Annotated in this window: 24 protein-coding genes, 1 tRNA gene and 2 pseudogenes; 17 read left to right on the top strand and 10 right to left on the bottom strand. The window is 42.8% G+C overall.

The window, feature by feature from the left end:
- Positions 1 to 226: 226 nt before the first annotated feature.
- The 3 genes and pseudogenes from SD450_RS17050 to SD450_RS17040 form a co-directional block, all read right to left on the bottom strand.
- A pseudogene (locus tag SD450_RS17050) lies at positions 227 to 1,328 on the bottom strand (IS3 family transposase).
- Between the two features lie 389 nt (positions 1,329 to 1,717).
- Positions 1,718 to 2,314 (bottom strand): TetR/AcrR family transcriptional regulator, encoded by a 597-nt coding sequence (locus SD450_RS17045; protein WP_036379408.1) that lies wholly within the window; start codon positions 2,312 to 2,314, stop codon positions 1,718 to 1,720.
- A 137-nt stretch (positions 2,315 to 2,451) separates the two neighbouring features.
- Entirely contained in the window at positions 2,452 to 2,664 is a 213-nt protein-coding gene (locus SD450_RS17040) for a lysophospholipid acyltransferase family protein (protein ID WP_036379405.1), read from the bottom strand.
- A gap of 114 nt (positions 2,665 to 2,778) precedes the next feature.
- On the opposite strand from SD450_RS17040, the gene SD450_RS17035 reads away from it, so the two are divergent.
- Complete coding sequence (locus SD450_RS17035) at positions 2,779 to 2,928, top strand: hypothetical protein (protein WP_318345632.1); 150 nt, start codon at positions 2,779 to 2,781, stop codon at positions 2,926 to 2,928.
- A 92-nt stretch (positions 2,929 to 3,020) separates the two neighbouring features.
- On the opposite strand, the pseudogene SD450_RS19555 reads toward SD450_RS17035, so the two are convergent.
- Positions 3,021 to 3,371: pseudogene (locus SD450_RS19555) on the bottom strand (lysophospholipid acyltransferase family protein); the annotation flags it as partial.
- Positions 3,372 to 3,452: 81 nt separating this feature from the next.
- Positions 3,453 to 4,061 (bottom strand): TetR/AcrR family transcriptional regulator, encoded by a 609-nt coding sequence (locus tag SD450_RS17030; RefSeq protein ID WP_051947139.1) that lies wholly within the window; start codon positions 4,059 to 4,061, stop codon positions 3,453 to 3,455.
- 79 nt (positions 4,062 to 4,140) lie between these two features.
- Between SD450_RS17030 and SD450_RS17025 the strand changes: the two genes are divergently transcribed.
- From SD450_RS17025 to SD450_RS16960, 14 genes are all read left to right on the top strand, one after another.
- Positions 4,141 to 4,581: a PaaI family thioesterase gene (locus tag SD450_RS17025; protein ID WP_036379402.1), complete on the top strand. Its 441-nt coding sequence runs from the start codon at positions 4,141 to 4,143 to the stop codon at positions 4,579 to 4,581.
- A 100-nt stretch (positions 4,582 to 4,681) separates the two neighbouring features.
- The gene (locus SD450_RS17020; protein WP_036386003.1) at positions 4,682 to 6,019 is read left to right on the top strand and encodes a TolC family protein; all 1,338 of its coding nucleotides are present in this window, start codon (positions 4,682 to 4,684) and stop codon (positions 6,017 to 6,019) included.
- Between the two features lie 8 nt (positions 6,020 to 6,027).
- Positions 6,028 to 7,092 carry an efflux RND transporter periplasmic adaptor subunit gene (locus tag SD450_RS17015; protein ID WP_036379401.1) on the top strand — a complete coding sequence of 355 codons (1,065 nt, stop codon included), beginning with the start codon at positions 6,028 to 6,030 and terminating at the stop codon, positions 7,090 to 7,092.
- Positions 7,093 to 7,128: 36 nt separating this feature from the next.
- A complete protein-coding gene (locus SD450_RS17010; protein ID WP_036379400.1) occupies positions 7,129 to 10,299 on the top strand; it encodes an efflux RND transporter permease subunit in 3,171 nt (1,056 codons plus the stop codon).
- Between the two features lie 392 nt (positions 10,300 to 10,691).
- Positions 10,692 to 12,536 carry an ABC transporter permease gene (locus SD450_RS17005; RefSeq protein ID WP_036379398.1) on the top strand — a complete coding sequence of 615 codons (1,845 nt, stop codon included), beginning with the start codon at positions 10,692 to 10,694 and terminating at the stop codon, positions 12,534 to 12,536.
- Positions 12,537 to 12,602: 66 nt separating this feature from the next.
- Positions 12,603 to 13,700: a hypothetical protein gene (locus tag SD450_RS17000; protein WP_141673284.1), complete on the top strand. Its 1,098-nt coding sequence runs from the start codon at positions 12,603 to 12,605 to the stop codon at positions 13,698 to 13,700.
- Positions 13,672 to 13,983 carry a hypothetical protein gene (locus tag SD450_RS16995; RefSeq protein WP_036379395.1) on the top strand — a complete coding sequence of 104 codons (312 nt, stop codon included), beginning with the start codon at positions 13,672 to 13,674 and terminating at the stop codon, positions 13,981 to 13,983. Before SD450_RS17000 ends, SD450_RS16995 begins: the two co-directional genes overlap by 29 nt.
- A gap of 569 nt (positions 13,984 to 14,552) precedes the next feature.
- Positions 14,553 to 14,993 carry a helix-turn-helix domain-containing protein gene (locus SD450_RS16990; protein WP_051947138.1) on the top strand — a complete coding sequence of 147 codons (441 nt, stop codon included), beginning with the start codon at positions 14,553 to 14,555 and terminating at the stop codon, positions 14,991 to 14,993.
- Positions 14,917 to 15,870: an IS3 family transposase gene (locus SD450_RS16985; RefSeq protein WP_067032276.1), complete on the top strand. Its 954-nt coding sequence runs from the start codon at positions 14,917 to 14,919 to the stop codon at positions 15,868 to 15,870. Before SD450_RS16990 ends, SD450_RS16985 begins: the two co-directional genes overlap by 77 nt.
- 691 nt (positions 15,871 to 16,561) lie before the next feature.
- On the top strand, positions 16,562 to 16,909 hold the full coding sequence (locus SD450_RS16980; protein ID WP_036379393.1) for a plasmid mobilization protein: 348 nt from the start codon (positions 16,562 to 16,564) through the stop codon (positions 16,907 to 16,909).
- Positions 16,899 to 17,948 (top strand): relaxase/mobilization nuclease domain-containing protein, encoded by a 1,050-nt coding sequence (locus tag SD450_RS16975; protein ID WP_036379392.1) that lies wholly within the window; start codon positions 16,899 to 16,901, stop codon positions 17,946 to 17,948. The genes SD450_RS16980 and SD450_RS16975 overlap by 11 nt, the downstream gene beginning before the upstream one ends.
- Positions 17,949 to 17,959: 11 nt before the next feature.
- Positions 17,960 to 18,250, top strand: a complete 291-nt coding sequence (locus SD450_RS16970; protein WP_036379391.1) for a hypothetical protein — start codon at positions 17,960 to 17,962, stop codon at positions 18,248 to 18,250.
- A 134-nt stretch (positions 18,251 to 18,384) separates the two neighbouring features.
- Positions 18,385 to 18,558: a hypothetical protein gene (locus SD450_RS16965; RefSeq protein ID WP_318345631.1), complete on the top strand. Its 174-nt coding sequence runs from the start codon at positions 18,385 to 18,387 to the stop codon at positions 18,556 to 18,558.
- The gene (locus SD450_RS16960; protein WP_318345630.1) at positions 18,555 to 20,159 is read left to right on the top strand and encodes a recombinase family protein; all 1,605 of its coding nucleotides are present in this window, start codon (positions 18,555 to 18,557) and stop codon (positions 20,157 to 20,159) included. Before SD450_RS16965 ends, SD450_RS16960 begins: the two co-directional genes overlap by 4 nt.
- Here the strand turns inward: SD450_RS16960 and SD450_RS16955 are convergent.
- A tRNA-Arg gene (locus SD450_RS16955) sits at positions 20,125 to 20,198 on the bottom strand. The genes SD450_RS16960 and SD450_RS16955 overlap by 35 nt on opposite strands.
- A gap of 64 nt (positions 20,199 to 20,262) precedes the next feature.
- Between SD450_RS16955 and SD450_RS16950 the strand changes: the two genes are divergently transcribed.
- Entirely contained in the window at positions 20,263 to 20,775 is a 513-nt protein-coding gene (locus SD450_RS16950) for an adenine phosphoribosyltransferase (RefSeq protein WP_318345638.1), read from the top strand.
- On the opposite strand, the gene SD450_RS16945 is transcribed toward SD450_RS16950, so the two are convergent.
- From SD450_RS16945 to SD450_RS16935, 3 genes are all read right to left on the bottom strand, one after another.
- Complete coding sequence (locus SD450_RS16945) at positions 20,772 to 20,921, bottom strand: SsrA-binding protein (protein ID WP_318345629.1); 150 nt, start codon at positions 20,919 to 20,921, stop codon at positions 20,772 to 20,774. The genes SD450_RS16950 and SD450_RS16945 overlap by 4 nt on opposite strands.
- Before the next feature lie 510 nt (positions 20,922 to 21,431).
- The gene (locus SD450_RS16940; RefSeq protein WP_318345628.1) at positions 21,432 to 23,126 is read right to left on the bottom strand and encodes a M56 family metallopeptidase; all 1,695 of its coding nucleotides are present in this window, start codon (positions 23,124 to 23,126) and stop codon (positions 21,432 to 21,434) included.
- A complete protein-coding gene (locus SD450_RS16935) occupies positions 23,126 to 23,485 on the bottom strand; it encodes a BlaI/MecI/CopY family transcriptional regulator (protein WP_318345627.1) in 360 nt (119 codons plus the stop codon). Before SD450_RS16935 ends, SD450_RS16940 begins: the two co-directional genes overlap by 1 nt.
- 150 nt (positions 23,486 to 23,635) lie before the next feature.
- Here SD450_RS16935 and SD450_RS16930 point away from each other — a divergent pair, with 150 nt between their 5' ends.
- Positions 23,636 to 24,574 carry a calcium/sodium antiporter gene (locus tag SD450_RS16930; protein ID WP_318345626.1) on the top strand — a complete coding sequence of 313 codons (939 nt, stop codon included), beginning with the start codon at positions 23,636 to 23,638 and terminating at the stop codon, positions 24,572 to 24,574.
- Positions 24,575 to 24,638: 64 nt separating this feature from the next.
- Here the strand turns inward: SD450_RS16930 and SD450_RS16925 are convergent, their stop codons facing one another.
- A complete protein-coding gene (locus tag SD450_RS16925; protein WP_318345625.1) occupies positions 24,639 to 25,649 on the bottom strand; it encodes a glutamine synthetase beta-grasp domain-containing protein in 1,011 nt (336 codons plus the stop codon).
- Between the last annotated feature and the right edge of the window lie 65 nt (positions 25,650 to 25,714).

Below are 25,714 nucleotides of genomic sequence, written 5' to 3'. Positions count from 1 at the left end.
CTTTGGCGTTACTTTAAAACATGAAATATTACATTTGAGGTTTATTGAGAAAATTTGATAAGTTTTGGAATAACCATTTTTCAATATAAGTCATAAACACGACCTTGCTTCAGTAGGTTATTTTGCATATGAAGTGATTTAAACTTTTTTTGGACGAGAGATAGTGTAAGGTTCCCCTAAAGCAAAGCGTCCATAAATATACTTTCTTTTGTGAAATGGCTGTCCATTAGCAATTAGGGAAAGCTGGATTTCCCTCGGCTTTCCAAAATTTTTTCGGTGGCCTGTTGCCCAATGATTCATGTGGTCGGACATTGTTGTATTCCCGGAACCATCTCTGGGTCTGGTCCCTGACCAGATCAAGCTCCGTGAACAGATAAGCATCCAAAACCTCTTTACGGTAGATGCCGTTGAACCTCTCGACCAAAGTGTTCTGGGTCGGTTTTCCCGGTTGGAAATACCGGATCTCGACACCGTTCTTTGTGGCCCATGTATTGAAAATGGCCGAAGTGAACTCAGGGCCATTGTCCACGCGGATGGTCTCCGGTGAACCCCTCCATTCGATGAGCCTGTCCAGTTCTCTTGTTATCCTCCTCGCACTGAGCGAAGTGTCGACGGTGGACACCAGGGGTTCCCTGTTTAGGTCGTCGATTACGTTGAAGACCCTGAACGATTTTCCGTTGGTCAAGGTATCCTGCATGAAATCGGCACTCCATGTGATGTTACAGTCCACGGGGTGTATATGTGGGCTCTTTACCCTTTCGGGCAACCTTCTCTTTCGCTTTCTTCGAATGTTCAGCCCCATCAACACATAGACCCTGTAGACTTTTTTGTGGTTCCAGCCGTGGCCCATTGCCCTGAGCATATGGAACATCTTTCTGAACCCGTAGGTCGGGTGACCTTCGGCCAGCTTTTCCAAAGAATCCATAATCACTTCGTCTTCGGGCTTCCTCTTGAAACGGTAATAATAGACCGACAGACTAAGGCTCACCGCCCCACAGGCCGCCTGATACTCAACCCTACCTCTTTGGCCAGGTATCCGACAGCTTCTCGCTTCTCGGCGGGCTTAGCTTTTTTCGATAAGGTTCTTCAGGGCGTTGTTCTCAAAGGCAAGATCGGCTTACATGCGCTTGAACTCGGCAAGTTCCGACTCCATCTCCTTCATCTTCTTGAGTTGGTCTACTCCCATGCCCCCCTTATTTTGCCTTCCAGTTGTAAAAGGTCGGTTGGCTGATACCGTGCTCGCGGCATATCTCGGCAACGGTCTTTCCCTTTTCTTGTGCCGTTAGGACCTTGATGATCTGTGTCTCGGTGAATCTGCTTTTTTTCATTGCCTCAAATTTAAACGTTGAACTCTAATTTCCAACGCTTCGTTTTTCAGGGAACCTTACAGACTTCTGAGATCAGTGTTACCATACTTAAATTCCATAGTCCATGCACAAAGTACACGATAAAGATACTATTGAAATGGAGATAGTTCCGCAGATTTTTCTTTCCCAAAGTGGTTTTCCACCGACAGCCCCGATTTCTGAAATTATCAATGCCATCCTAGTCTAGTTGAAGAGCGGTGCGTAAGGAAAGGAAGAGGCGCAAAAATGACCAATGCACTTTATCTGATCGCTAGGCGAGTTTATGGGCTAGCTCGTCAAGTTTTTGTTTGTAATTGTCCCTGTCCCTGTCCTAAGGATGGGGGCAATTATAATACATGACGGTTGTCAGTCTATTTTTGGATAAACCTGTTGGTGTAATCTTCGGTTACAATACCTTTTATGGTGTTGATTATGAGATGTTGTAGAATCTCGTGCTGGGTATATTTATCAAACAGACTGGTTTTACCAAAAGCGATAGTGTTCAAATTCAAAAAGTACAGTTCACAAACCAATCTCAAGTTCACCTCATTTTGAATAAAGCCCAATTTTTGTGCATCGACAAAGAGTTCGTAAATAGTTTTATTTACCAAATCATTTCGAAAGCTATAATAGAGATCATAGGCCTTAGGGTAATATTTCTTTAGTCCGAAAAGGAACGTGGGACTGAAAAATTTTAAATGTTCGAAACCCTTTTTGTATATCAGTATTATCTTTTCCAGAGGATCTTTACAGAAAGCAATCTCCGATTCTTGGATCTCCCTTGAATATCTTTGCAGTAGATAGACCGTACTCTCTTGAACCAATTCTTCTTTTTTCCTAAAATAATTGTAGATGGTCTTCTTTGATATGCCAAGCTGATTTGCCAACTCATCGAGTGTGAACCGTTTACTCCCAAATTGAGCGAAGTTTAAGGCGGAGCATGCAACAAGTTCGGATTTACAGATCATTGGGTTAAATTATTAAGGCAACATAAAGTTACGTATTTATAACGATAGCGAAATATGATAAAGATCACCAAAATGATAAATAATATTAGGTCGTTAAACCTTTTGTTTCGGTTCTTTCTAGTCAAATATAACTGGTCTTAAATTTCAATAGCATTTTGGATAGACCAAATAATGCCGGGTACTTTAAAATCCCAAATTGAGGCACTTAACTTCCATCTTCTTTGGCTCCATAGCCAAAGTTCCGGCGATTTAAAGATCACGTTTTCCAATGCCTCTGCATAGTCTTCTATAATCCCATTGATTCTCACGGAAACGGGACTTTCCGTTATCAAACTAAAAATGTAGTCCATAGTACCCTCTTTTTATTTTTTTGTAAGAAGGGAACAAAACAACTTCACTGGTTTTTTTGGCAAGCTTTTCGGCCCCTAGAAAAAAGCTGTTTCCCTGTTCAAAAAATGGCAGCAATGTTTGGTACTGATTCTGACAGGGCTTTGATCGCCGATGATGCAGTTCAACATAATGACATTCTTTCGTTCAAGGTCGATAATGGTCCTATATCCCTTGGTGGATTCAATGCAATGGACACCAAATCGTTCTCTGATAATTTTAAATAGGCTATTGAAATAGTGGTTTTTAATTGGTTTGTATAAAGTGTCTGATCGGTAAGGAAAAAAAGTGGTAGGAATATCAACCATTCCCAATTTCCCTGATGGGCAGTGTAAAGCAAAATATTTTTATTCTCGCTTAAATAATGTTCTACCAAATCCGGATTCTCTATACGCAAACGTTTCATTGCCGACCTTTTACTGATGGTCAATGTCTTAATCGATTCGACAAGTATATCACAGAAATGCCGATAGAAGTTCTTTTCAATTTTTCTCAGTGTAATTTGTGGTTTTTGAGGAAAGGATTTTTTGATATTGTCCGAGACTAAGTTCCTTCTATACTTCATGAGGTAATAGACCACTACAAACAATATGTCCGATAACAGGTACAGAACAGGCATCGGCAGGGTCGAGATGGCATAAAAAGGCAAATATCTAATCTTGGGCAGCATCTTGTTTTTCATTACAAAAAAATTATAATGGCACAGGCAACAAATAATTAGTTTCCTTTTTTCTAAAGGCCGGCCTACGATTTATTTTTTGATTCCTTTCACGAACATTTTTAATGCGCTTTCATATTGTCTCTGCAATAGAGAATACTCAATTTCCGTGATATTTATTGTGTCTTTTTTAATAAGTACATTGTGCCGCAACCCTTGGAAAATGGCAATGAACAATTGCGAATAATAAGCAATATCAAGATTTTCAAAATCTTGGGCGGCAATACCTTTTTCCAATATTTTACTCACAAGTCGTATTTCTTCTTTGCGAAGGTTTTCGAATAGGCGGGCGTAAACGGGTTTTAAACTGTTTATAGATTCCAGGCTCAAAGAACTGAGGTGTGCAAAATCGCGAAAGTAGATCAGTCGCCTTTCTAGGTAAATATGGAATAACTCTTCTGCAGGGACAACCGAAGAAAGAAGACCTTCAATCTCGTTTAAAAATGTTTTATGTTCTTGCTTTACTACTTCCTTGAAAAGTTCTTCTTTAGTGGAGAAGTAGTAGTATAGGGATGCTTTTGATAGACCTATATCCCCGGCAATCTCCGTCATTGTTGTTTTTTTAAGGCCATAACGGCAAAATCTTTTTTTGGCGGAATCAAGTATTAACGAAAAATTATCGGTACTTTCAATATTGAACATTTGACTTTTTTAGTTAGAAAGTCTAAAATAATATTTATTTTAGCAAAAAAAAAATCTTTTAATTTTTAAAATCTGACCAATGCAGGAAATAGGGCAAGACGACTATTTGTTTTTAAAGCATGCTATTGAAAACATGATGCCGGCCAATAAAATATTCGGGTTAGAAATTATGGAAATCAGACTTGGGTACGTGTGCATCAAAGTCCCTTTTAAGAAAGAATTCATAGGCGACTATCTGCAAAAACGATGGCATGGAGGAATTTTGGCCGCTATGGCCGATACGGCTGGAGGAGCTGCCGGAGCGACGACCCTCGATTCCTTACAGGACAGGATAAATACCTTGGATATGCGGATCGATTATCTCCATCCTACCGTTGAAGGGGATATTTTGGCCAAGGCAAAGATTGTTAAAAGTGGTAAATCCATCAACGTGGTGGACGTGGAACTTTTCCAAAGTGGACAAAAAGATTTAGTGGCTTTGGCAAGATGTATATATAGCATCCATAGAAACGGCTCCTAAACTTTAGGTAATAAAGAATTATACATAAAACAAGAGGATCTTAAAAAACCCTATAGGACATCCTAAAATTTCTCCCCCATTAAATACGTATCCGTTTATGATCAAAAAAATTTTAAGCATTTCCCTTTTATGCCTTGTTTGCGTAGCCAATGCCCAGGAAATAAAGCAGCTTAGCCTAAAGGATGCCGTTTCCTATGCTCTTGAATACAAGGCCGATGCACAAAAATCGAAGCTGGCCATTGAAAATAGTGAGTACCAAATCCAGGAAGTTCGTTCGCGAGCATTGCCACAGATCACAGGAAATGGTAGTTTGGTCTATAATCCCATCCTACAGACCAATGTGATCGATGGAAGTTCCTTTGGGCAACCGGGCACCGTTATACAGGCAACTTTGGGGCAAAAATGGAATTCGGTCTTTGGTGTTTCGTTGAACCAGAACTTATTTGACCAATCGGTTTACACAGGTTTAAAAGCAGCAAAAACTACCCGTGAGTTTTATCAGATCAATAATCGATTAACTCAAGAGCAGGTAATAGAAAAGGTAGCCAATAGTTACTATCAAGTATATCTACAGCGTTTAAACCTTCAGGTACTTGATAGTACGTTGGCAAATACGATCAAGGCGAAAAATATCATTGAGGGCCAGTTTCAAAATGGGCTAGCGAAGAAAATCGATTTGGACAGGATTATTGTTAAAATTTCAAATCTAGAGACCCAACGGCTCCAGATAAACAATGCGCTACAACTTCAAGAAAATACCCTGAAATTTTTTATGGGAATGCCCATAACCGCCCAAATCGAAATTCCGGAAATCGAGTTCGAATTCAGACCAAGCGAGGTAGTTTCATCCCCGGATACCGAGAATCGATCGGAGTATCTGCTTCTCAAAAAGCAGGAACAATTGTTGACTTACCAGAAAATGGCGGTCAAGGCGGAATATTATCCAACGCTTTCCCTAACAGTTGGGTACAACTATCTTGGCCAAGGCCCGGACCTTCCCTGGTTCAAAAAGCCTGAGGACAAGGTATATTGGTCCGATTTTTCATCGATAGGATTGAATTTGAAAATTCCCATTTTCGCAGGTTTTGGTACACGTTCCAAAGTAATGCAGGCCGATATAGATCTGCGGATCTTACAAGAGGATATCAAGGATACCGAATTGGCCTTAGATCTTGATTACGAAAATGCCCGAACCCAAATAAACAATAGTATTGCGACCGTCAACAATCAAAACGAAAATGTCAGGTTGGCACAGGCAGTTTTGGACAATACCAGAAACAATTACGTCCAAGGTTTGGCTCCGCTAACGGATCTATTGGATGCGGAAAACGCCTTGACCGAGGCTAGGAACAACTTTAACTCCGCAATTTTACAATACAAACTGGCAGAAATCCTGTTGTTGAAGTCTAAAGGGGAATTAAAGTCACTAACAAACTAATAAGCACGATGAAAAAGAACATAATATACATACTTACAATTTTAGTGGTATTGGCCCTGATTGCCTTCATCTTAATGAACAACAAACAAGAAAATCAAGCAAAAACGGATATAGTTGCACAGAAAAATGCTAGTGTCACTGTAAAGGTTGATACGGTAAAGATGGAAACTATTCCCCTCAATTTTACCGCCAATGGAAACTTCGAGCCCTTTAAAGAACTGGATTTTTCTGCGGAAAAGCCAGGTAGAGTCGTTAGGGTATTGGTAGAAGAAGGTGATCATGTCAGAGTGGGCAAGACTTTGGCAGTTGTGAGAAGTGAGCAGGTATCGGCAGAACTGCACGCGGCCGAAGCGGCCTATCAGAATGCGTCCAAAAATTTCAACCGTTTTGAAAATGCCTTAAAAACCGGTGGAGTGACCGAACAACAAATGGATCAGGCCAAGTTGACCTTGGTTACTGCACAATCGAGACTGGAACAAGCGAGGGTAAATGCGAGTGATGTCAGCATAAAAGCTACGATAAAAGGAGTTGTAAATAAGCGTTTTATCGAACCAGGTTCTGTTCTGGCAACAGCAACACCAATGTTCGAAATTGTCGATGTCTCCAAACTTAAACTTAGGGTTACGGTCAACGAGTCCCAAGTGGCCAGTTTAAAAACGGGTGCCCCGGTAAATGTAAAAGCCAGTGTCTTACCAGACAGGACATTTGCAGGGAAAATCACGTTTATAGCACCGAAATCGGATAGCAGTTTGAATTTTCCTGTGGAAATCGAGATATCGAACAATCCGGACAACGCCTTGAAGGCGGGCATGTACGGGACGGCATCCTTCACCTCGTCAGACCGGGAAAGCGAAAAGATACTGGTGGCCCCTAGAAATGCGTTCCTGGGAAGTGTAAGCAGTAACCAGGTTTTTGTCGCTGAGGATGGAGTTGCAAAACTGACCGGTGTAACGGCTGGAAGAATATTCGGTGATAAGGTCGAAATATTAGATGGTCTGGACAGCAATGAACTCGTAATAGTTACCGGGCAGATCAATCTACAGAACGGTTCCAAGATAGACATCATCGACTAGAACCGGACAATAACCTGAAACATTTTATTCCATACTATGAAATTAGCGGAAATTTCCATAAAAAGGCCTTCATTGGTCATTGTGCTATTCACCATACTTACCCTTGGGGGCCTGTTCAGTTATAACCAACTGGGGTATGAATTGATACCCAAATTCGACCGAAATGTCATAACCGTCGCCACTATCTACCCCGGTGCCTCGCCCAGCGAGATCGAAAATACCGTGACAAAAAAAATAGAGGATGCGGTTGCCTCTCTGGAGAACATCAAAAAAATAGAATCCCGTTCTTATGAAAGCCTTTCCACGGTTGCGATTACCTTGACGGATGATGCCAATGTTGATATTTCCCTAAACGATGCACAACGGAAAATCAATGCCATTATCAGTGATCTGCCCGATGATGCCAAAACACCCTCCTTAAGCAAATTTTCATTGAGCGACCTTCCGATTATGACAATTGGTGCTAATGGCACTATGGATGAAATTAAGTTTTATGACCTGATTGATAAAAAAATTGCCCCTTTGCTTTCCCGGGTCAATGGTGTGGCACAGATAAATTTGATCGGGGGGCAAGAAAGGGAAATCCAGGTAAATTTAGACGCCGACCGACTTCATGGATATAACCTTTCCATACCCCAGGTCCAACAGACCATCCTGGCCTCGAATTTGGATTTCCCCACAGGAAATATTCAGACCAGGCAGCAAAAAATATTGATCCGGTTGGCCGGAAAATATAAAAATGTTGAAGAGCTGCGCAATCTGGTAGTCGCTGATAAAGATGGCATCCAAGTGAGGCTCAGTGATATTGCGGATGTTCAGGACAGTCAAAAAATACCTGAAAAAATTGCACGGGTAAAGCAAAAAAGTGCCATCCTACTGCAGGTGATCAAGCAGTCCGATGCCAATGCCGTAGCTGTAAGTGAAGATATATTAAAACGGATAGCACAGCTCGAGACCGATTATAAAACCATAGACCTCAGTCTCAATGTCGCCAATGACAGTAGTGTTTTTACCCTAGAGGCGGCCGATTCCGTAATCCATGACCTATTGATCGCCGTGTTATTGGTGGCGATCGTAATGCTGTTCTTCTTGCACAGTGTAAGAAACTCGCTAATTGTAATGGTGTCCATACCCGCATCGTTGGTTGCGACATTTATAGGCTTTTTGTTGTTGGATTATACCTTGAACTTAATGAGTTTATTAGGATTGTCTTTGGTCGTAGGCATCTTGGTGGACGATGCCATCGTTGTACTCGAAAACATTTACCGGCATATGGAAATGGGCAAAAACCGTGTCCGTGCGGCCTATGACGGTACCGCTGAAATCGGGGGCACGGTAACATCCATAACGCTGGTAATCGTGGTCGTCTTTTTTCCCATTGCCATGAGCAGCGGTCTGGTGTCCAAAATCATTACCCAATTTTGTGTGACCATAATTATTTCGACCTTGTTGTCCCTATTGGCATCGTTTACCATTATTCCTTGGTTATCGTCCCGTTTCGGAAAATTGGAGCATATCACAGGTAAAAACCTGTTCGGTAGGCTTATCATCAAATTCGAAACACAATTAAAACGTTTCACGAATTGGATCTCCGGCTTATTGACCTGGTGCCTGGATCATTATAAAACCACGCTGTCCATCGTTTTGGTTATCTTCTTTGCTTCGATCGCCTTGGTAGCGGCAGGATTTATTGGAGGCGAATTCTTTGCCACATCGGATAGGGGCGAGTTTTTGGTGCAGATAGAACTACCAAAAGATGCCTCATTGGAAGAAAGTAATTTTATGGCCCAAAAAGCAGAGGCCTTTTTGAATACACAGGAAGAAGTCAAGAGCCTTATCACCACTGTAGGCCAGACCAGCGAAGGCTTAGGAGCTTCACAGGCTACAGCTTACAAGGCGGAAATAAACGTCCAAATGGTTGATGAAAATGAAAGGCAGGACGATTCTTATGTATTTGCCGCCAAAACAAAACGTCGTTTAGAGAAAATTTTGGTCGGAGCCAAGGTGAAAACCGTCCCTATAAGTCTTTTGGGAGTGGCGGAGGAAGCCCCGTTGGCCTTGGTAGTGACCGGACCTAGTTTGGATAGTGCCATGGTCTTTGCCAGAAAGGCGGAGGCGGAACTGCATAAGATTCCTGGGGCCACGGAAATTGAATTGTCCGTAGAAACGGGAAATCCTGAAATCAATGTTCAAGTAGATCGGGATAAAATGGCCTCCCTGGGATTATCGTTACAAACGGTGGGGTTGACAATGCAAACAGCATTTAACGGGAATACCGATGGCAAATTCAGGGCAGGGGAATATGAATATGATATTAACATTCGCTACAATAGTTTTGATAGAAAAAGCATTGTCGATGTAGGGGATTTGATCCTTACTAATGACCAAGGGCAAGAGGTAAAACTCTCACAGTTCGCCGACATCACCGAAACGTTGGGCCCGAGCCAATTGGAACGCCGGGATAAGACCGCGTCGGTTACCGTAAAAGGGCAGTCCGTTGGCAGACCAGCTGGTACGGTCGCGGATGAATGGGAAGCTGCCTTCCAGGATGTCGAACGGCCCACGGGGGTCGATTACGTATGGGGTGGGGATAAAGAAAGGCAATCGGAAGGGTTCGGAACACTGGGAATTGCTATGTTGGCAGCTATTATATTGGTCTATTTGGTAATGGTTTCCCTGTACGACAGTTTTGTGCACCCGTTCGTAGTTCTTTTTTCCATTCCCTTATCGTTCATCGGAGCTTTGCTGGCATTGGCGTTAACGAACAATTCCCTGAACATCTTTACCATTCTTGGTATAATTATGTTGATCGGGCTAGTGTGTAAAAACGCCATTATCCTGGTTGACTTTGCCAACGAAAGGGTCCGGTCAGGGGAAACGGTCAGGAACGCCTTGATACAGGCCAACCACGCACGTCTCCGCCCAATTCTAATGACTACCATTGCCATGGTTTTCGGGATGCTTCCCATTGCGTTGGCCTCAGGCCCGGGATCGGGATGGAAAAATGGTCTTGCCTGGGTTATCATCGGGGGATTGATAAGTTCGCTTTTCTTGACCTTGATAATAGTACCGGTAATATACAATTTAATGGAAAAATTGGTACATAAGTTTACCAAGGGAACAAAAACTGATTATGAGGAGCTTATGGTGGCCGATTACGAGCATAAAAAATTGGTAGATGGCTTTAACCCAGACCACACGCTGTGATATGCTGGCCGTGTTCCGGTTGTTGAGCTTTATCGACATCTAAAATGCTATCCCCATGGCGGTCCTTGGCGACCTTTTTGTTAGATTTGAATCGATGTTCATCATTATAATGTACAATGATACACCAAGTGAAATCTTGGATAAGTAACTAACTACTGACCTCTAAAAATTAATACTTAATTACTTTCAGACAGAGTTTAATTTGCAGACCCGTTTTTTCTTTGGTTTTATCATGGAAATCGTGCCTCAAAAAATACAATTAAATCGATTTTGGTGATTGTTCCATTTTTAAAAAATTCTTACCCAATATAATGATTTACCCAATGGTGATTTTGATGCTAAAAAACCTTCTTTAGAAGATGCCTATTTTAAAATTTTAAGCGAACACTAAAATGAAAACAATATTTTCCATAGTAAAAAACGAGCTAAGACAGCGTGTATTTAGTTGGGTTACCCTTGTTTTCTTTCTCATGCTTGCCTTTCAGATGATATGGTATACCAAGGGATCGTTTGATTTCTTTTCCAACGAAGGGGTGCTTATGAACGCTTCGAGCATTTTGTATAGAAACTATGCGGCCATGGGTATGCTTATGATCATCATCATTGCCATAGCTACCGGAGGTGTGCTTTACAAAGAGATCAGGTATAAATCCGCGGAGTGGACCTATGCACTGCCCATCAATGAAAAACAATTTTTTATAGGCCGCTTTTTGGCCGCTTTCCTATACCTTGTCATTCTAAGTACGGGTATGATTGTTGGGCATTTGTTGGTGCCGTTTTCCGGCATTGGCGAGGCTGGTCGTTTTGGTCCGGTTCAATGGGGCCCTTTGTTTCACGGTTGGATCATGTTTACCGTACCCAACCTCTTTTTTTATGTATCCGTTGTATTTTTTGCCATTGTGTTTACCCGTAGAATGACCACAAGTTATTTGGCCGTATTCTTGGTGGTCATTCTATTTTTAATCGCCCAAACTTCCTACGAAACCGGGGGTGGGGATAATCTAATGGCTTACATCTTGGCGGATTCGGGAGGCTATGTAGCGGCACAGCACTATACCGAACTGTTGAGTCCCACACAAAAAAATACCGAACTGTTCAAACTGACCGGCTATGTTTTAAAGAACCGATTGCTTTGGATGGGACTTGCCATGGTGTTTGCCATAGCGGCATATCTACGCTTCTCTTTCAAGTACGTCATACAGGCCGGTACCGATAAATCCAAAAAAATCAAAGAAGGCAAGAAAGTGTCATTTTCTACGGCATCCATAAAATTGCCAGAGGTCGTGAAACAATACAAAGTACCTAATTTTCTCACTAAACTATGGTCACTCTCAAAATTGGAGTTCCTGAACATTGTTCGCCCTACTTCCTTCAAAATAATCCTCGGTATTATCTTATTGATGGTGTTTTTGCAAAATGTTACTTGGAATGCGGCTTATTATATTGGTAATGAATATCCCATCAGTAGCAATATGACCTATTTTAGGTTGCAATGGGGCGTTTTTATAACCATGTTGATCATGATTTGGGCCGGCGAGTTGTTTTTTAAGGACAAGACGGTCAATATTTGGCAAATAACAGATTCGTTGCCCGTTCCTGTCTGGGTTACCCAACTTTCCAGATTGGCAGCGATTATTGGACTGTCTTTTATATTAAGTGTGAGCTTTATTGTAGTATCCGTGTTTACCCAAGTGTTGTTGGGTGGAGCTTCTTATATAGATTTAGGACAATTTGCAGAGGACCTTTTGCTCTATCGTTGGGCCTTTTTGAACTTTGTACTTTGGGCGTCTTTGGTGTTTTTTGTGGGAGCTTTGACCAGCCATCGAATTTTCACACACCTTCTTTGTGTGGCCATTTTCATCTTCTTGATTGTTTCCTTTGATATGGGCATCATTGAAGATTTAAGGCTAGGATATGGTTTTACTCCTGGAGTTGAAGATTATTCGGAAATGAGCGGTTATGGTATATTTCAAGAATCGGCCAATTGGTTCTTCCTATTGTGGTTGGCTTTGGCCATTACCTTGGTCATGACCGGTGTTTGGCTATGGAAGCGGGGCTCGGATAAAAAATGGAAAAACAGACTTTCGTTGAAGAATATGCAACTTAGCATGGTTTCCAAAGGTGTGATGGTGTTGTTTTTTGGGGCATTCTTGTTTTTGATGTCGTTCATCACCAAAAATGTGTATGATAATGGCAACTTTATCCCAGATGCCGAAGAGGAACGATTGGATGCCTAGTACGAGATAAAATACAAGTATCTGGAAACCAAACCACAGCCCAAATATGAAACAATCGATGTAAAATTGGATCTATTTCCTTCAAAAAGAAGGGCAGAATTTACTGCTGATATCACATTGAACAACGAAAAGGGGGCAGATACCTTGTTTTTCAATACCAAGGATTTTGTCCAATTATCCAATGTGAAGCTGAACGGACAAGAATTGACCATGGGAAAAGGGGATGTCGAGCAAAACCTGACCGCCTATCCAATCCCGTCTACCTTACAAAAAGATAGCGTGTTGCAGCTTTCCTTGGTAGGGAGCAAACAATATGTCGGTTTTGTGCAGAGCGATTTTCAGGCAGATTTGACCAAAAAGGGAAGTTTTGGTAGTCTTCAGGATTTTTTACCTGTGAAAGGATATGATAGCGACAAGGAGTTATTGGAAAACCGGAAACGCCAAGAACAGGGATTGGAACGTCTGGATTCCAGAATGGCCACTGTTGATAATGCCTTTGCCCTTACCCAAAATGTGTTTGCTACGGATGCCGATTGGGTTACAGGTAAAATTATTATTAGTACCGAAGAAGGCCAAATTCCGTTTACGGCCGGAGCCTTACAAAAAATGGAAACTGAAGATGGTAGAACCACTTCCATCTATACCATTAAGAAACCCCAAGTGTTCAATTGGCAGGTAGGATCATCAGACTATAGCGTTGGCAAGGGCAAGGCCGGGAATATAGACTATTCCATTCTGCATAAACCCACCCATTCGTTCAATGTGGACCTCTATCAAGAAGCATTAAAAAAAGGGGTTGCTTTTATGCAAACCAACTTTGGGGCCAATTCGGTCGACAATCAACTTCAATTGGTAGAAATACACCGTTGGCAAGACGATCGGTATACCTTTGCCAATACCATTGCACTTTCTGAAAAAGAAGGTTGGGTGGCCGATACCGAAGGTTTACAGGAAAAAGCCTATCTCTATCAAACCATCGGTAGTGGATTGGCCAAACTGTGGCTGCAAAAAAACTTGACCATTGCCAATGTGCAAGGGGCGGATATGCTTACAATAGGGTTGCCAGAGGCGTTGGGACTCTTGTATGTGAAAAATGAAATAGGTGGGGAAGCGGTAATCAGCTTATCAAGAAAAGTTGGAAAAGTATGGCAAGGACAAAAATAACGAGCCCAACCAAGAACCACCATTGCTCTATGCCGATGGAGCGGAATATCTTGAAATCAATAAAGGGGCCGTGGCATTTTATAAGCTGATCCAAACCATGGGTTTTGAAGGATTCAATGGATATTTGGCAGAATGGGTCAACGGTAACCTGGACAATCCTACATTGTTCAATGACTTTTGCCAAAAAGCAGTAACTCATATAAAATCATCCGAAAAAAGGGAGATAAGGGCACTTTTTGAAACCAACGAACCGTATACAAACAATACTACAAACAGTAACTAGGACAGATTGATTTTTGGGTGATAACTTATATGCATGTGCATTACACTTATTGGAAAATTTAAGTAATGTCGATTGGGTTTCTGTTATTTCTTCTTTTTGACAGGAAAGCCAGATAAAGAATATGTCAAAGCAGAATGCAATAACAGTCCCTTATAGAATTCAGTGGGAATGTCACAGTATAGGAATATGACAAAACAGTGAGTTTGTTCCCAATTTGATATCAACATCCTCTGGATCACTCATAAAAACAAGAGGACGCTTTATCGCCCTCTTGCATTTATTCTCTCACCGCTACCAAAAAGATTTCTCCATTCCGTTAAATTGGTTGTTTCCCTACAAGAAACCATTGTGTTTTGGTCATGGAAGGTGGCGCCCTGTCGGGCGCTCTTTTGTGGAAAGGGAGAAAGAAGAAAGGATTGGAAATCTCTTTGGATTTCCTATGTTCCTAATCGTATAATCCAAATCACTTAATATTGAATTACATGTAGGTATCATGTTCTTGGGCCATTTAACCCTTGTCTTGTCCTAGAATAGGTTGTCATGATAGAAGCAATAATTTAAATTTAATCATGAAAAGTGTAAACTCCTATTCGGACGATTTTAAACGAAAGGTTGCCTCCCACTATCTGGGATCGGATCTCAGCATGGCGGCAACGGCAAAACTGTATGGTCTCAAAACACCTTCATCCGTGCAACAATGGGTGAAAAGGTTCTGTCCGGACCAGGCCCTGCCGAACGACGGTACCACCAAGGAACCGGCCTCAACTGTCCTACCGGACTCCCCGGAGGGGATGCTGGCCAGGATCAGGGAACTTGAGTCCGATCTGGCAAGCGAGAAGCTCAAAAATCTGGCCGCCAACAAAATGATAGACATTGCGGAAAGGGACCTTAAGATCAACATCAGAAAAAGTCTGGTGCCAAACAGTCCAAGAAATGAAAGAGACCATGCCCAAAACAAGTGTTGGGACGCTGTGCGGACTGTTTGGCAAAACGAGACAGGCCTATTATAAGTTTTTGAGATACGAGTACAGGACACTTGCCGAAAAGCAGTTGGTGCTCGAGATGGTTCAGAATGAACGCGCCATACTTCCCGGCGTGGGCGTGCGCAAGCTCCACAGCATCATCTTCGGGCCATCCTGCCCACAACAGGTTTCAATGGGCATGGATGCGCTCTTCGCCCTCCTGCGGGAAAACTCGATGCTGCTGCGACGCTCCAGAGGCAGGGCAAGGACCACCAATTCACACCATTCGTTTCGGCGGTACCCCAACCTGGCAAGGGAGATGACGGTCGATGCCCCACACCAGCTCTGGGTCAGTGACATAACCTATATCGACACGATGGAGGGATTCATGTACCTTTCGCTCGTCACGGACGCATATTCCAGGAAGATAATAGGATGGGACATATCCCCAAAACTAACGGCCTCCGGTGCGATCGGCGCCCTGAACATGGCCATATCACAGTTGCCGCATGGGACCGGTCCCAAACCGGTGCACCATTCGGACAGGGGCATCCAGTACTGCTGCGACAGGTACATAAGCATCCTTAAGGGTGCCGGCATCGGGATCAGTATGACAGAAAAGGTGGATCCCTTGGAAAATGCAATAGCCGAAAGGGTGAACGGCATACTGAAGACCGAATGGCTCAAGAACAATAGACCAAGGCTCAAAGTGGAGGCAATAGATATGTTCGGGGACATCGTCTCCTCTTACAATGGCCGTAGGCCCCATCTAAGTCTCAATATGCAGACCCCCGATTCGGCCCACATGTCCCACGGACCGATACCAAGGGCATGGAAAAATTATTGGAAGGAAAGACATAAATATGATCAGGGAACAAACCCCTGCATGATAACAAAGGGAACCTTGGGTGTAAACCTGACCTAAGATTATTGAAAAATGTGTAAACTCGTTATAGTATCAACCGCTTTAAGTGACAACTTTTTTCAGGACGAGACACATTTTTTGTACGATCGTACAAATGTATGATCATTTAAATGATCATGTGCTCCAAGGAAAATAAAGGAGGATTAAAGTAAAATATACAGGAAGGAAACTGGACAAAAGAACACTGGTAATCATCGTATAGAGGTAAGGATTTTTCAAAACGCTAATAAATTTGTCTTGATGATTTGCTATGTTAAGGCTGTTTGCGGATAAGGTGCCAAGCCTCATTATTGAACAATCACCATTTTTAAGTTCCCTTTCCTCAATGTCATACCCTTTCTGTTTTTTCCCTTTCCACTATTGGCCCAAACGGGCTTTAAAAATCAGTTTGGAAAATGACAATTGGACAACTGGTAAAGAGATTAAAATTAAGGGTATATTCATACATTGACCATTTTTCTCCCTTTCCATAGAAACTCACCCCTGTGATTTCGTCCAATTCCTTATTTCCAACACTGGATAAATTTACCGTACATATAACTCTGTACGGCAAATCCCTTGTAAACAATCAATAGACAATAGGTTTGTGGTATAGTTGATCGGAGGTCACGGAGCAAGTTGTGTTTTTGTAAACAAAAACTGCGCACTTCGTTTACAAGTGACCTTTTGAACAATACCAAAACCATAGAAAATGGCAAGACCTAAAAAGGACATATCAAAACAAAGGACGATTGTCATCGCCTTTAGGGTTTCACAAAGAGAATACGTGATCATTGCAAATAATGCGGAGACAGTCGGATTGTCCACGGCCGAATATATCCGGAGAAAATGTACTGGAAAATCCCTGCCAACCAAAAAGGTAAATCCAATGGACCGGAAACTTTTTGTCGAGCTGAGCAGGGTGGGAAACAACCTGAACCAACTTGCCAGGGTCTCGAACTCAGGTATCCGTGACCCTTTCAGCATTCATAAACAATTGGAGGAGGTAAAAATGTTGTTGCAACAGCTCAAATCAAATATCACCAACAATGATAGGTAAGATAGCCATAGGAAAGGATTTTTACGGTGTTCTTGCCTACAATGAAAAGAAGGTGAGCGAAGGTGTAGGACATGTGATCGATTCCAATATCGAACAATCCACAGCGGTAAACATGGCACAGGAATTCAATTTGATCAGGCATTTGCGTCCGGGACTTGGGAATGTGGTATTCCATGTTTCCTTGAACCTGCCCTACTCTGACCAATTGGACGATAAAGAATTTGCTTCATTGGGATGCGACTATCTGATGAAAATGGGTTTCGATAACAACCAGTTCATTATGTACCGTCATACGGACACAAAGCACGAACATATCCATATAGTGGCCAACAGGGTCAGGTATTCGAGCAGATTGGTAAGTGACAGCAACATTAAAAGAAGGAGCCGGGAAGTGATCAATGATCTGGAGAGGAAATATGGACTGACCCAAATTTCAACAAAAGCCAGTGCAACAAAATCACTTGACCAAAGAGAAATCGAGAAAACCCTAAGAACGGGCAGCTTACCCATCAAACTGATACTTCAGGAGAGGATCGGTTCGACAATTTCAAGGGCAACGGACACAACAGAATTTATCAAGTTGCTACAAGAGCAAAATATCTCGCCAAGATTCAACATAAGCAAGACCACGGGCAGGGTCTCGGGCATATCGTTCAACTATCAAGGCATAGTGTACAAAGGCAGTACGCTCGGCAAAAAATATTCATGGAACAGTATCGTAAAACAAATCGATCATGAGCAAGACAGAGACCGTACAGTTATACTATCGACTAATGGAAAAGAACGGGGAACTGATAGAGCTGGCAAAGGAAACCTTGGAACGACAATCAAACCTGAGCCAAGAAGTGAGGGAGTTGCAAAAGGCACTGAAGATCCTACTCAACAATCAAAAGGTCATGTGGGAGAAATTGAGGGAAATGGAATGACCGGGCCTTTGGCAAATGAAACGGATTGGACTCCCTTTAAACTGGAACTCAATGACCATGGTGCGAGGAAAAAGTCCAAAAGAAAGAAGAAAAGGAAAGGGCTGGGCCTGTAGAACATGAACTTATGAAAGATAACAATAAGCAGGAACATTCAGGATTGTCCCCTTCCGAGATCCAGGTATTGGAGATGGTACGCAGCAAAAGGTTCCTGTCCATCAAAGTGATCATCAAGAACGGGGAGGTCGATGCCATTGAAGGTCTGGAACGATTGGACACAGGGGAACGTATCATCGATATGTTGAAACAACATGATTTTCAAAATCTGGAAATCAAACAAAGTAATGGTAAGATCGTCTGTGTGAACAGGATCTTTAGAAAAAAGATCGACCCTGTCGCAAAAACCAAAAGTTGTTGACCGACAACCCATAAGTATGGAATAAAACAATGGTCCCACAAGGGACCGGATCGATTAAAAAAGGTAAATTAAAGCCTGCTTTACAAATACGGTAGTGACCTTCAAGATTCAGGAGCTATTGCTATTTATAGGAAATGTCAAACCCGATAATCGAGCTAAAGCGGAAAAACAGAACATTCAACAGTACATGGCTCAGAACATATAAAGGTTTTGAGGACTGCCCGGAGAAAGAAGCGAAAAAGATCGTGGAACAACTCCAGGAACTCGCCGACATAGTTTGCCGCCATGTCCAAAAAGGGAACATATGAACTTAGAGGTATTCAGTCAATTTGCGAAAAAGGAAAAGGGAAGGATCATAGGAAAGAACAATACGGCCGTTATCTACACCCGTGTTTCCAGTAAGGAGCAATTTGACAACAATGCCAGTCTCAGCACCCAACTCAAATATTGCCAGGAATATGCAATTCGAAAAGAATTGGAGGTATTGGAATATTTTGGGGGAACCTATGAATCTGCCAAGAGCGATGAGCGCAGGGAGTTCCAAAGGATGCTCAGCTATGTCAAAAGGAGAAAGAACATCGGCTATATCATCGTCTATTCCTACGATAGGTTTTCGCGCACGGGTGCGAACGGCGCGTATATCAGCGAACAGTTAAAAAAGCAGGGAGTTGCCGTTATATCGGCCACCCAGGAAATCGATGTGACCACAAGTGCGGGTACTTTCCAGGAAAACCTGTACCATATGTTCTCCCACTTCGATAACCAGATCCGTAGGGACAAATCCATTACGGGAATGCGGGAGAAGCTGCGAAGGGGCCATTGGACGGGTGCCTATCCATTTGGGTATACCAATACGAATCCCGGGAAAGGGAAGATCCCGAATTTTGTGATCTCGGAGGAAGGAAAATTGCTCAAACAAGCTTTTTTATGGAAGGCAAATTCCAACATGTCCCACGTCGAGATTGCAAAACGACTTAAAGACAAGGGCTTGGACATACGTGCAAAAAGATTGACGGACCTTTTCAGGAACCCGTTCTATTGTGGCCTTATCGTGAACAGTCTTATTCCAGGTGAAGTGATCCAAGGGAAACACGAGGCCCTGATATCGAAAGAAATGTTTCTTAAGATCCACAATCTGCTCCATGCAGGTGAACCACCGAAGAAATATTCGTTCGATGACGAAAACCTGCCGTTGAAGATGTTTGTCAGATCTTCGGTCTGTGGAACACCCTACACTGGATATATAGTCAAGAAAAAGGGCCTGTACTATTACAAGAACAGGCGTAAGGGCAGCAAGGAGAACAGAAGTGCCAATAAGCTCCATAAAGAGTTCCTGAATGTATTGGGGAGGTTTACACTGGCCGACAAAAAGTATATCGAGCCTTTGACCGATATCATACACGATACCTTGATCGATAAAAACCAAGAGGCACTTGAGGATCAAAAGCGGTTGACCAAAGAACTCGGCCAACTTAAAGAAAGGATGGACACATTGGAGAGAAGATATGTCATGCTGAACGAGATCACAAAGTCCCAGTACGACCTTTTCATGCCGGAACTGAAAGCCGAGCAAAGGGAACTGGAGATGAAATTGGAAAATGGGGGAATAAATAGTTCGAACCTCAAAAAGTCCGTAAAATTGGCACTTGGTTATGCCTGTAACCTGCCATCATTGTGGAAGTTAGGGGATCTGGAAACAAAAAGGTCCATACAATATATGGTGTTCCCAGACGGGATTGGGTATGACTTCAAAAACAAGCAAGTTCGAACTTTTCGGGTCAATGAGATTTTTGGCGCAATCTCTTTGTTTACAGGGGATTTGAAGGGTAAAGGAAAAGGGGACTTCCACTCGATCTGTAGAAAATCCCCTTTAGTGACCTCGGCAGGATTCAAACCTGCAACCTTCTGAGCCGTAATCAGATGCGCTATTCAGTTGCGCCACGAGGCCGTTTTAATGGGCTGCAAATATATTTCTTTTTAAATTTACCACAAAACCTTGGCATACAAAAATGATGGACCTTTCACCCTACATCCGCGATATTGAAAACTTCCCGAAGCCAGGTGTGGTCTTTAAGGACATCACCCCGCTCCTCAAAGACCCCAAGGCCTTAAAGGAGGCCGCCCAATCACTTTTGCGCTTCACGGCCGATATAAAGGTAGATAAAGTTGTGGGGGTAGATAGTCGGGGATTTTTTTTTGCACCGCTATTGGCCCAAAAAATGGATGCCGGCTTTGTACCTGTGCGCAAATCGGGGAAACTTCCCTTTGACACCTTGTCCGAACCTTACGAACTGGAATATGGACAGGAAATCCTGGAAATCCATTCCGATGCTATCGAAAAAGGGGACAAAGTATTGGTCCATGATGATGTCCTGGCCACAGGAGGCACGGCCAGGGCAGTGTGTAAATTGGTGGAGCGGCTCGGGGGAGAAGTGGTCCAGTGCAATTTCTTGATACAGCTCACCTTTCTGAAGGGAGCGGAAAAACTCAACGGATATCCCATCAAATCGTTGCTCCAGTACTAATTTCCGTCCAAGGCCCTTGTGGTGACATAGTAGCGCCAACCTATGATGGCCAGCTGCCATTTGGATGCCTTGGATAGATCCAGACCTTTTTTGGTGAAGGAAGGTAGAACTGCTTTGTTGATTTTTGCCAGAATCTTGTACAACATGGTTCAAAGTGTTGGTTATGGCAAATATACGAAACAGTTACAGGTCAAATGATGTTCACCTACCATCGGCCGGTTACATAAAAATAACAGTGATGAGATGGATGAGTAACATGACGAAAAACTTTACTATGGCGATCATTGTTCGATGGATTTTTTAGGTTAAAAAACTATTGCTGACCGGTTGCATTTTTCGAATATAAAATGATAAGTTTCATGTTACCAAACTTTTAGTATGAAATCTATACAATTGCATACAAGATTGTAGTCTTTTAAACGAGATAGCCCTTGAAAATTTTATGGTTCCCTTAGAAAATGTTTCAAATTATAATAATAAACATCATTTTATATTTAAAAATGAAACTTTTGTAGGGGTGTTTTTGACCACATTTTTAAAACCTAGGGAGGTTTCGTTCAAAAAAAGCCAATTTTTGACCATTTCGTTTGCCCGTATAAAAAAGGACCGCCTTTTTGGAAGCGGTCCTTGTCCTGTTTTGGAAGGTCGGATGATCCTTATTTTTTGCCTTTTTTGGTGAAAATTTCCACCACACCATGCTTGGCTTTTTCTCCATAGTTTTCTATGGCCGTCTCCCCTTTTTGGACATTCACACTTTTGATATCCTTTGGGGCCAATTTTTTGACATCTTTCTTTGAGGCTTTCTTTCCATCAATATAATAAAGAGGTTCATCACCACCGTCAGTGTCTATGAAGAAATAGCTGGAATCTTCGCCAATCACCTCTATATCGTCATCGTCATCCGAATCCCTGATGATCATCACATGTTTCTTCTTGTCCTTGTCTTCCATTTTCTTGATCCTGATGACCTTATGGCTCGTACTATCATCATCATCCGAACTGAAATGGACTGAAGTCCCTGTTCCTATCTGCATTTCCTCGATTTCTTCATCACTGAGTTTCTTTCCGTTGACAATGACGGTTTTTTTGGCATTGGATCTATCGACCCTGATTTCCGTCTTGCCTGAAGTGGTCCAGGTCACATCATCATCCATTTTATGGATGCGGATCTTATTGTGTTTGGTATTGCCAAAGGAAACCAAGTTGGCCTCATCGTCATAAAAAACAGTGAGTGGGTCTATGGGCCCATCAGGACTGGAGCTGTAATTGCCGCTGAATTTTTCTCCTTTGGAATTTTTGCCACTCAAATTCAAAGTGATATCGATGATCTCCTTCTTGTCGTTCCTGACCGCTGTGTAGCTGAAATCTATACCGTCTTCGGACAGATCCTCCTTCATTTTGTCCAACTCATCGTTGGAAGTGTCCTTATTGATGATAAGTTCCACGGATTTATCGTCCATGATGCTTTCAACGCTTTCAGGGTTGGAGTACCGATACACCTCTTCCACACTGAAACTGACCAGAAAAAGTCCTAACAGGGGCAACACGAACAACGTTTTGAACACATTGATCTTTTTGGATTGATTTTGATTTAACATGACTATTCGTTTTTTGATTAATGAATTATAGAATGAATTTGTGATTTTGAATTGCTGACCATCCACTGCCTGTTTCAGCATGAGGTATTGGTAGGTTTTCTTGTTCTCCATTTGGCTGATGGTCTCCGAATCGGCCAAAAACTCCAGGTTTTGTTTCACTGCACGTGTGTAGAACCACAAAACAGGATTGAACCAGAATACAATCTTCAAGGTTTCCAGCAGTAAAATATCCACGGTATGGAGTTGCCTAGCGTGTACCTTTTCATGGGTCAGGATGGTCCCAAGCTCTTTTGAATCAAATAAGGACGGGTTGTAAAAAATGGAATTGAAAAAGGAGAAAGGAGAAATCCGTTTTTCCGTTTCCACATGCAGAAAAGGATGTTCCCTCCAAGTCCGGGCATTTTTGGCCAAGGTTCTCAATGAACTCAATTGGACCAGAAATTTCACCAACAGTAGGGCACACCCGATTAAGTAAACGACCCAGAGCATATTTTCCAGAGTGAACATGGTCTGTGCGCGGGCGATTTCGGTTCCGACGGTGGTAACTCCGGTGTTGATCACGGTGGGCTTGGTGGCCACCACTACCTTTTCAATCTTGAACAAGGGAAAGAGGAGGGAGAGAACGAGTCCAGAAAGCAAGAAGAACCTGTTTTCCCTGAAAAAGGTATCCCGTTTGAGAAATATATGATAGATGCCCAGAAAAACTAAGGAGACTATGGCCGTTTTTAGAAAATATAAAAGGATGGCTTCCATTATTTCTTCTTTTCGATGAGGTCAATGATTTCTTGGAGTTCCTTTACCGATATTTTCTCCTCATTGGCAAAATGGGAGACCAAACTCTTATAGGAATCGTCATAATAATCGGCAATGGCGGCATTGACATACTTTTTGCGGTATTGCTCCTTGGTAACCATGGGAAAATAACGGTGGGTGTTTCCAAAGGCCTCGTGGTCCACATATCCTTTTTCCTGTAAGTTTCTCACGATGGTGGAGAGGGTGTTGTAATGGGGTTTTTCACCATCTATCTCCTCCAAAATTTCCTTGACGAAAGCCTTTTTCAGCTTCCACAGGATTTTCATCACTTCCTCTTCCTTGTTGGTCAATTTTTGCATAGTCCAGAAATTATAGGACCAAACATAGTACTAATTCCATAGTTAAACAACTATTTTTATAGTTTATTAACTATTTTTGTAGTTTTTTCTTTTCCAAGAACACTTTTGGTTGAGCGAATCTTCCGCTATTTTTACGCAAAACTCGATTCTTTGGAAAATCTACTTTTTGTCGTATTGGGGCTTGGCCTTCTTATTGCCGGGGGAAATTGGTTGTTGAAATCGGCAGTGGCCCTATCGCTCAGGTTGTCCATTCCCAAGATTGTGATCGGTATGACAGTGGTCTCCTTTGCCACATCGGCCCCGGAACTTATTGTGAGCGTAAAGGCGGCCTTGGATGGTTTTCCTGATCTTGCCCTTGCCAATGTGGTGGGCTCCAATATTGCCAACCTGGGATTGGTATTGGCCATTACCATCATATTGGGGAGCATAGATGTGCGCAAGAGTTTCTATTCCACAGATTGGCCTGTGATGATGGTGGCTTCTTTGCTCTTTTGCGGCTTTGTTTATTTTGATGGTGTGTTGCAGCAATACGAAGGGATCATTCTGGTATCCTGTCTCTTTCTTTTCTTGGTTTATCTCCTCAGGTTCCAGAAAGTGGCGGTTGTGGATGAAATGCCCGAGGACGATGTACCTCTACCATTATATAAAACGGTATTGTTGCTGGGGATAGGAGGGACGGCACTCTGGGGCGGATCGGAACTGCTCATCAAAGGTGCCGTGGGCATGGCCTCTGCTTTTGGGGTCAGCGATAGGATCATAGGAATCACTGTGGTTTCAGTGGGTACCAGCGTTCCGGAATTGGCAGCTTCCGTCATTGCGGTGCTCAAAAAGGAAAAGGCCATTTCCCTGGGCAACCTGATCGGCTCCAACATTTTCAATCTGCTGGGTGTTTTGGGGATAACGGCTGCCATAACACCCATAAAGGTGGTGGACCAGGGATTGCTTTACAACGATATCTTCTGGATGTTGGGCATCTCCTTTTTGATACTGCCCTTGGTGTTCTTCCCGAAGGGATTGCGCTTGGGGTGGAGGGACGGCCTCGTGCTTTTGACTGTCTACGTCGCTTTTGTCTATATGACCGTAACATAAAAAACCGCCCCATGATCGGGACGGTTTTTCATCTATAATCAACAACTAATTTATTTGCTACCAGTTATACCTTTGCAGATTTTACTGTTTTGATGATCCTGGCCGCAACTTTGTATGGATCTGCGTTGGAAGCAGGTCTTCTGTCCTCTAGCCATCCTTTCCATCCTTTTTCAACGGTCATGATCGGAATCCTGATGGAAGCGCCCCTATCGGAAACTCCATAGCTGAAATCCTTGATGGAAGCAGTTTCGTGCTTACCGGTCAAACGCTGATCGTTGAACTCACCGTAAACAGCAATGTGCTCAGCGGTAACAGGGCGGAAGGCCTCACATATTTTTTCATAAACTTCTTTGGAACCGGCCGTACGCAAGGTAGTGTTGGAAAAGTTGGCATGCATACCGGAACCGTTCCAATCTCCCTTGATGGGTTTTGGGTGGTACTCGATGTAGTAACCGTACTCCTCGGTCAATCTGTCCAAAAGATAACGGGCGATCCAAACTTGGTCACCAGCGTGTTTGCCACCTTTGGCAAAAATCTGGAACTCCCACTGTCCGCAGGCAACTTCTTGGTTGATTCCTTCAAAGTTGATCCCTGCCTCAAGGCATAGGTCGGCATGACGCTCCACCAAATCCCTTCCGTGGGTATTTTTACCACCTACCGAGCAATAGTACAATCCTTGTGGACCAGGATACCCGCCCATGGGGAAGCCAAGGGGCAATTGGGTATGGGTGTCCATGATAAAGTATTCCTGTTCAAAGCCAAACCAGAAATCATCATTCTCGTCATCAATGGTGGCCCTTGAGTTGGTCTCGTGGGGGGTACCATCTGGGTTCAATACTTCTGCCATGACCAAATAACCATTCTTTCGTGATGGGTCAGGGAAGATGGAAACGGGTTTCAACAAACAGTCAGAAGAACCACCTTCTGCTTGTCCAGTTGAGCTTCCGTCGAAGGACCATATGGGACAGTCCTCCAATTTACCACTAAAATTCTCCTCGATTTTAGTCTTGCTCCTCATGTTGGCGGTAGGGTAGTAACCATCCAACCAGATATACTCTAATTTAGATTTGCTCATAATTTTTGGTAGTTAATCGTTCTCAAATAATGGAAGCAAAAATAGTTTTTTCATTCAATAATCAA

It is taken from the genome of Flagellimonas baculiformis, from assembly GCF_033441575.1.
In the GTDB taxonomy this organism is placed as follows: Bacteria; Bacteroidota; Bacteroidia; order Flavobacteriales; family Flavobacteriaceae; genus Flagellimonas; species Flagellimonas baculiformis.
This window is presented reverse-complemented; position numbering and strand designations above follow the sequence as displayed.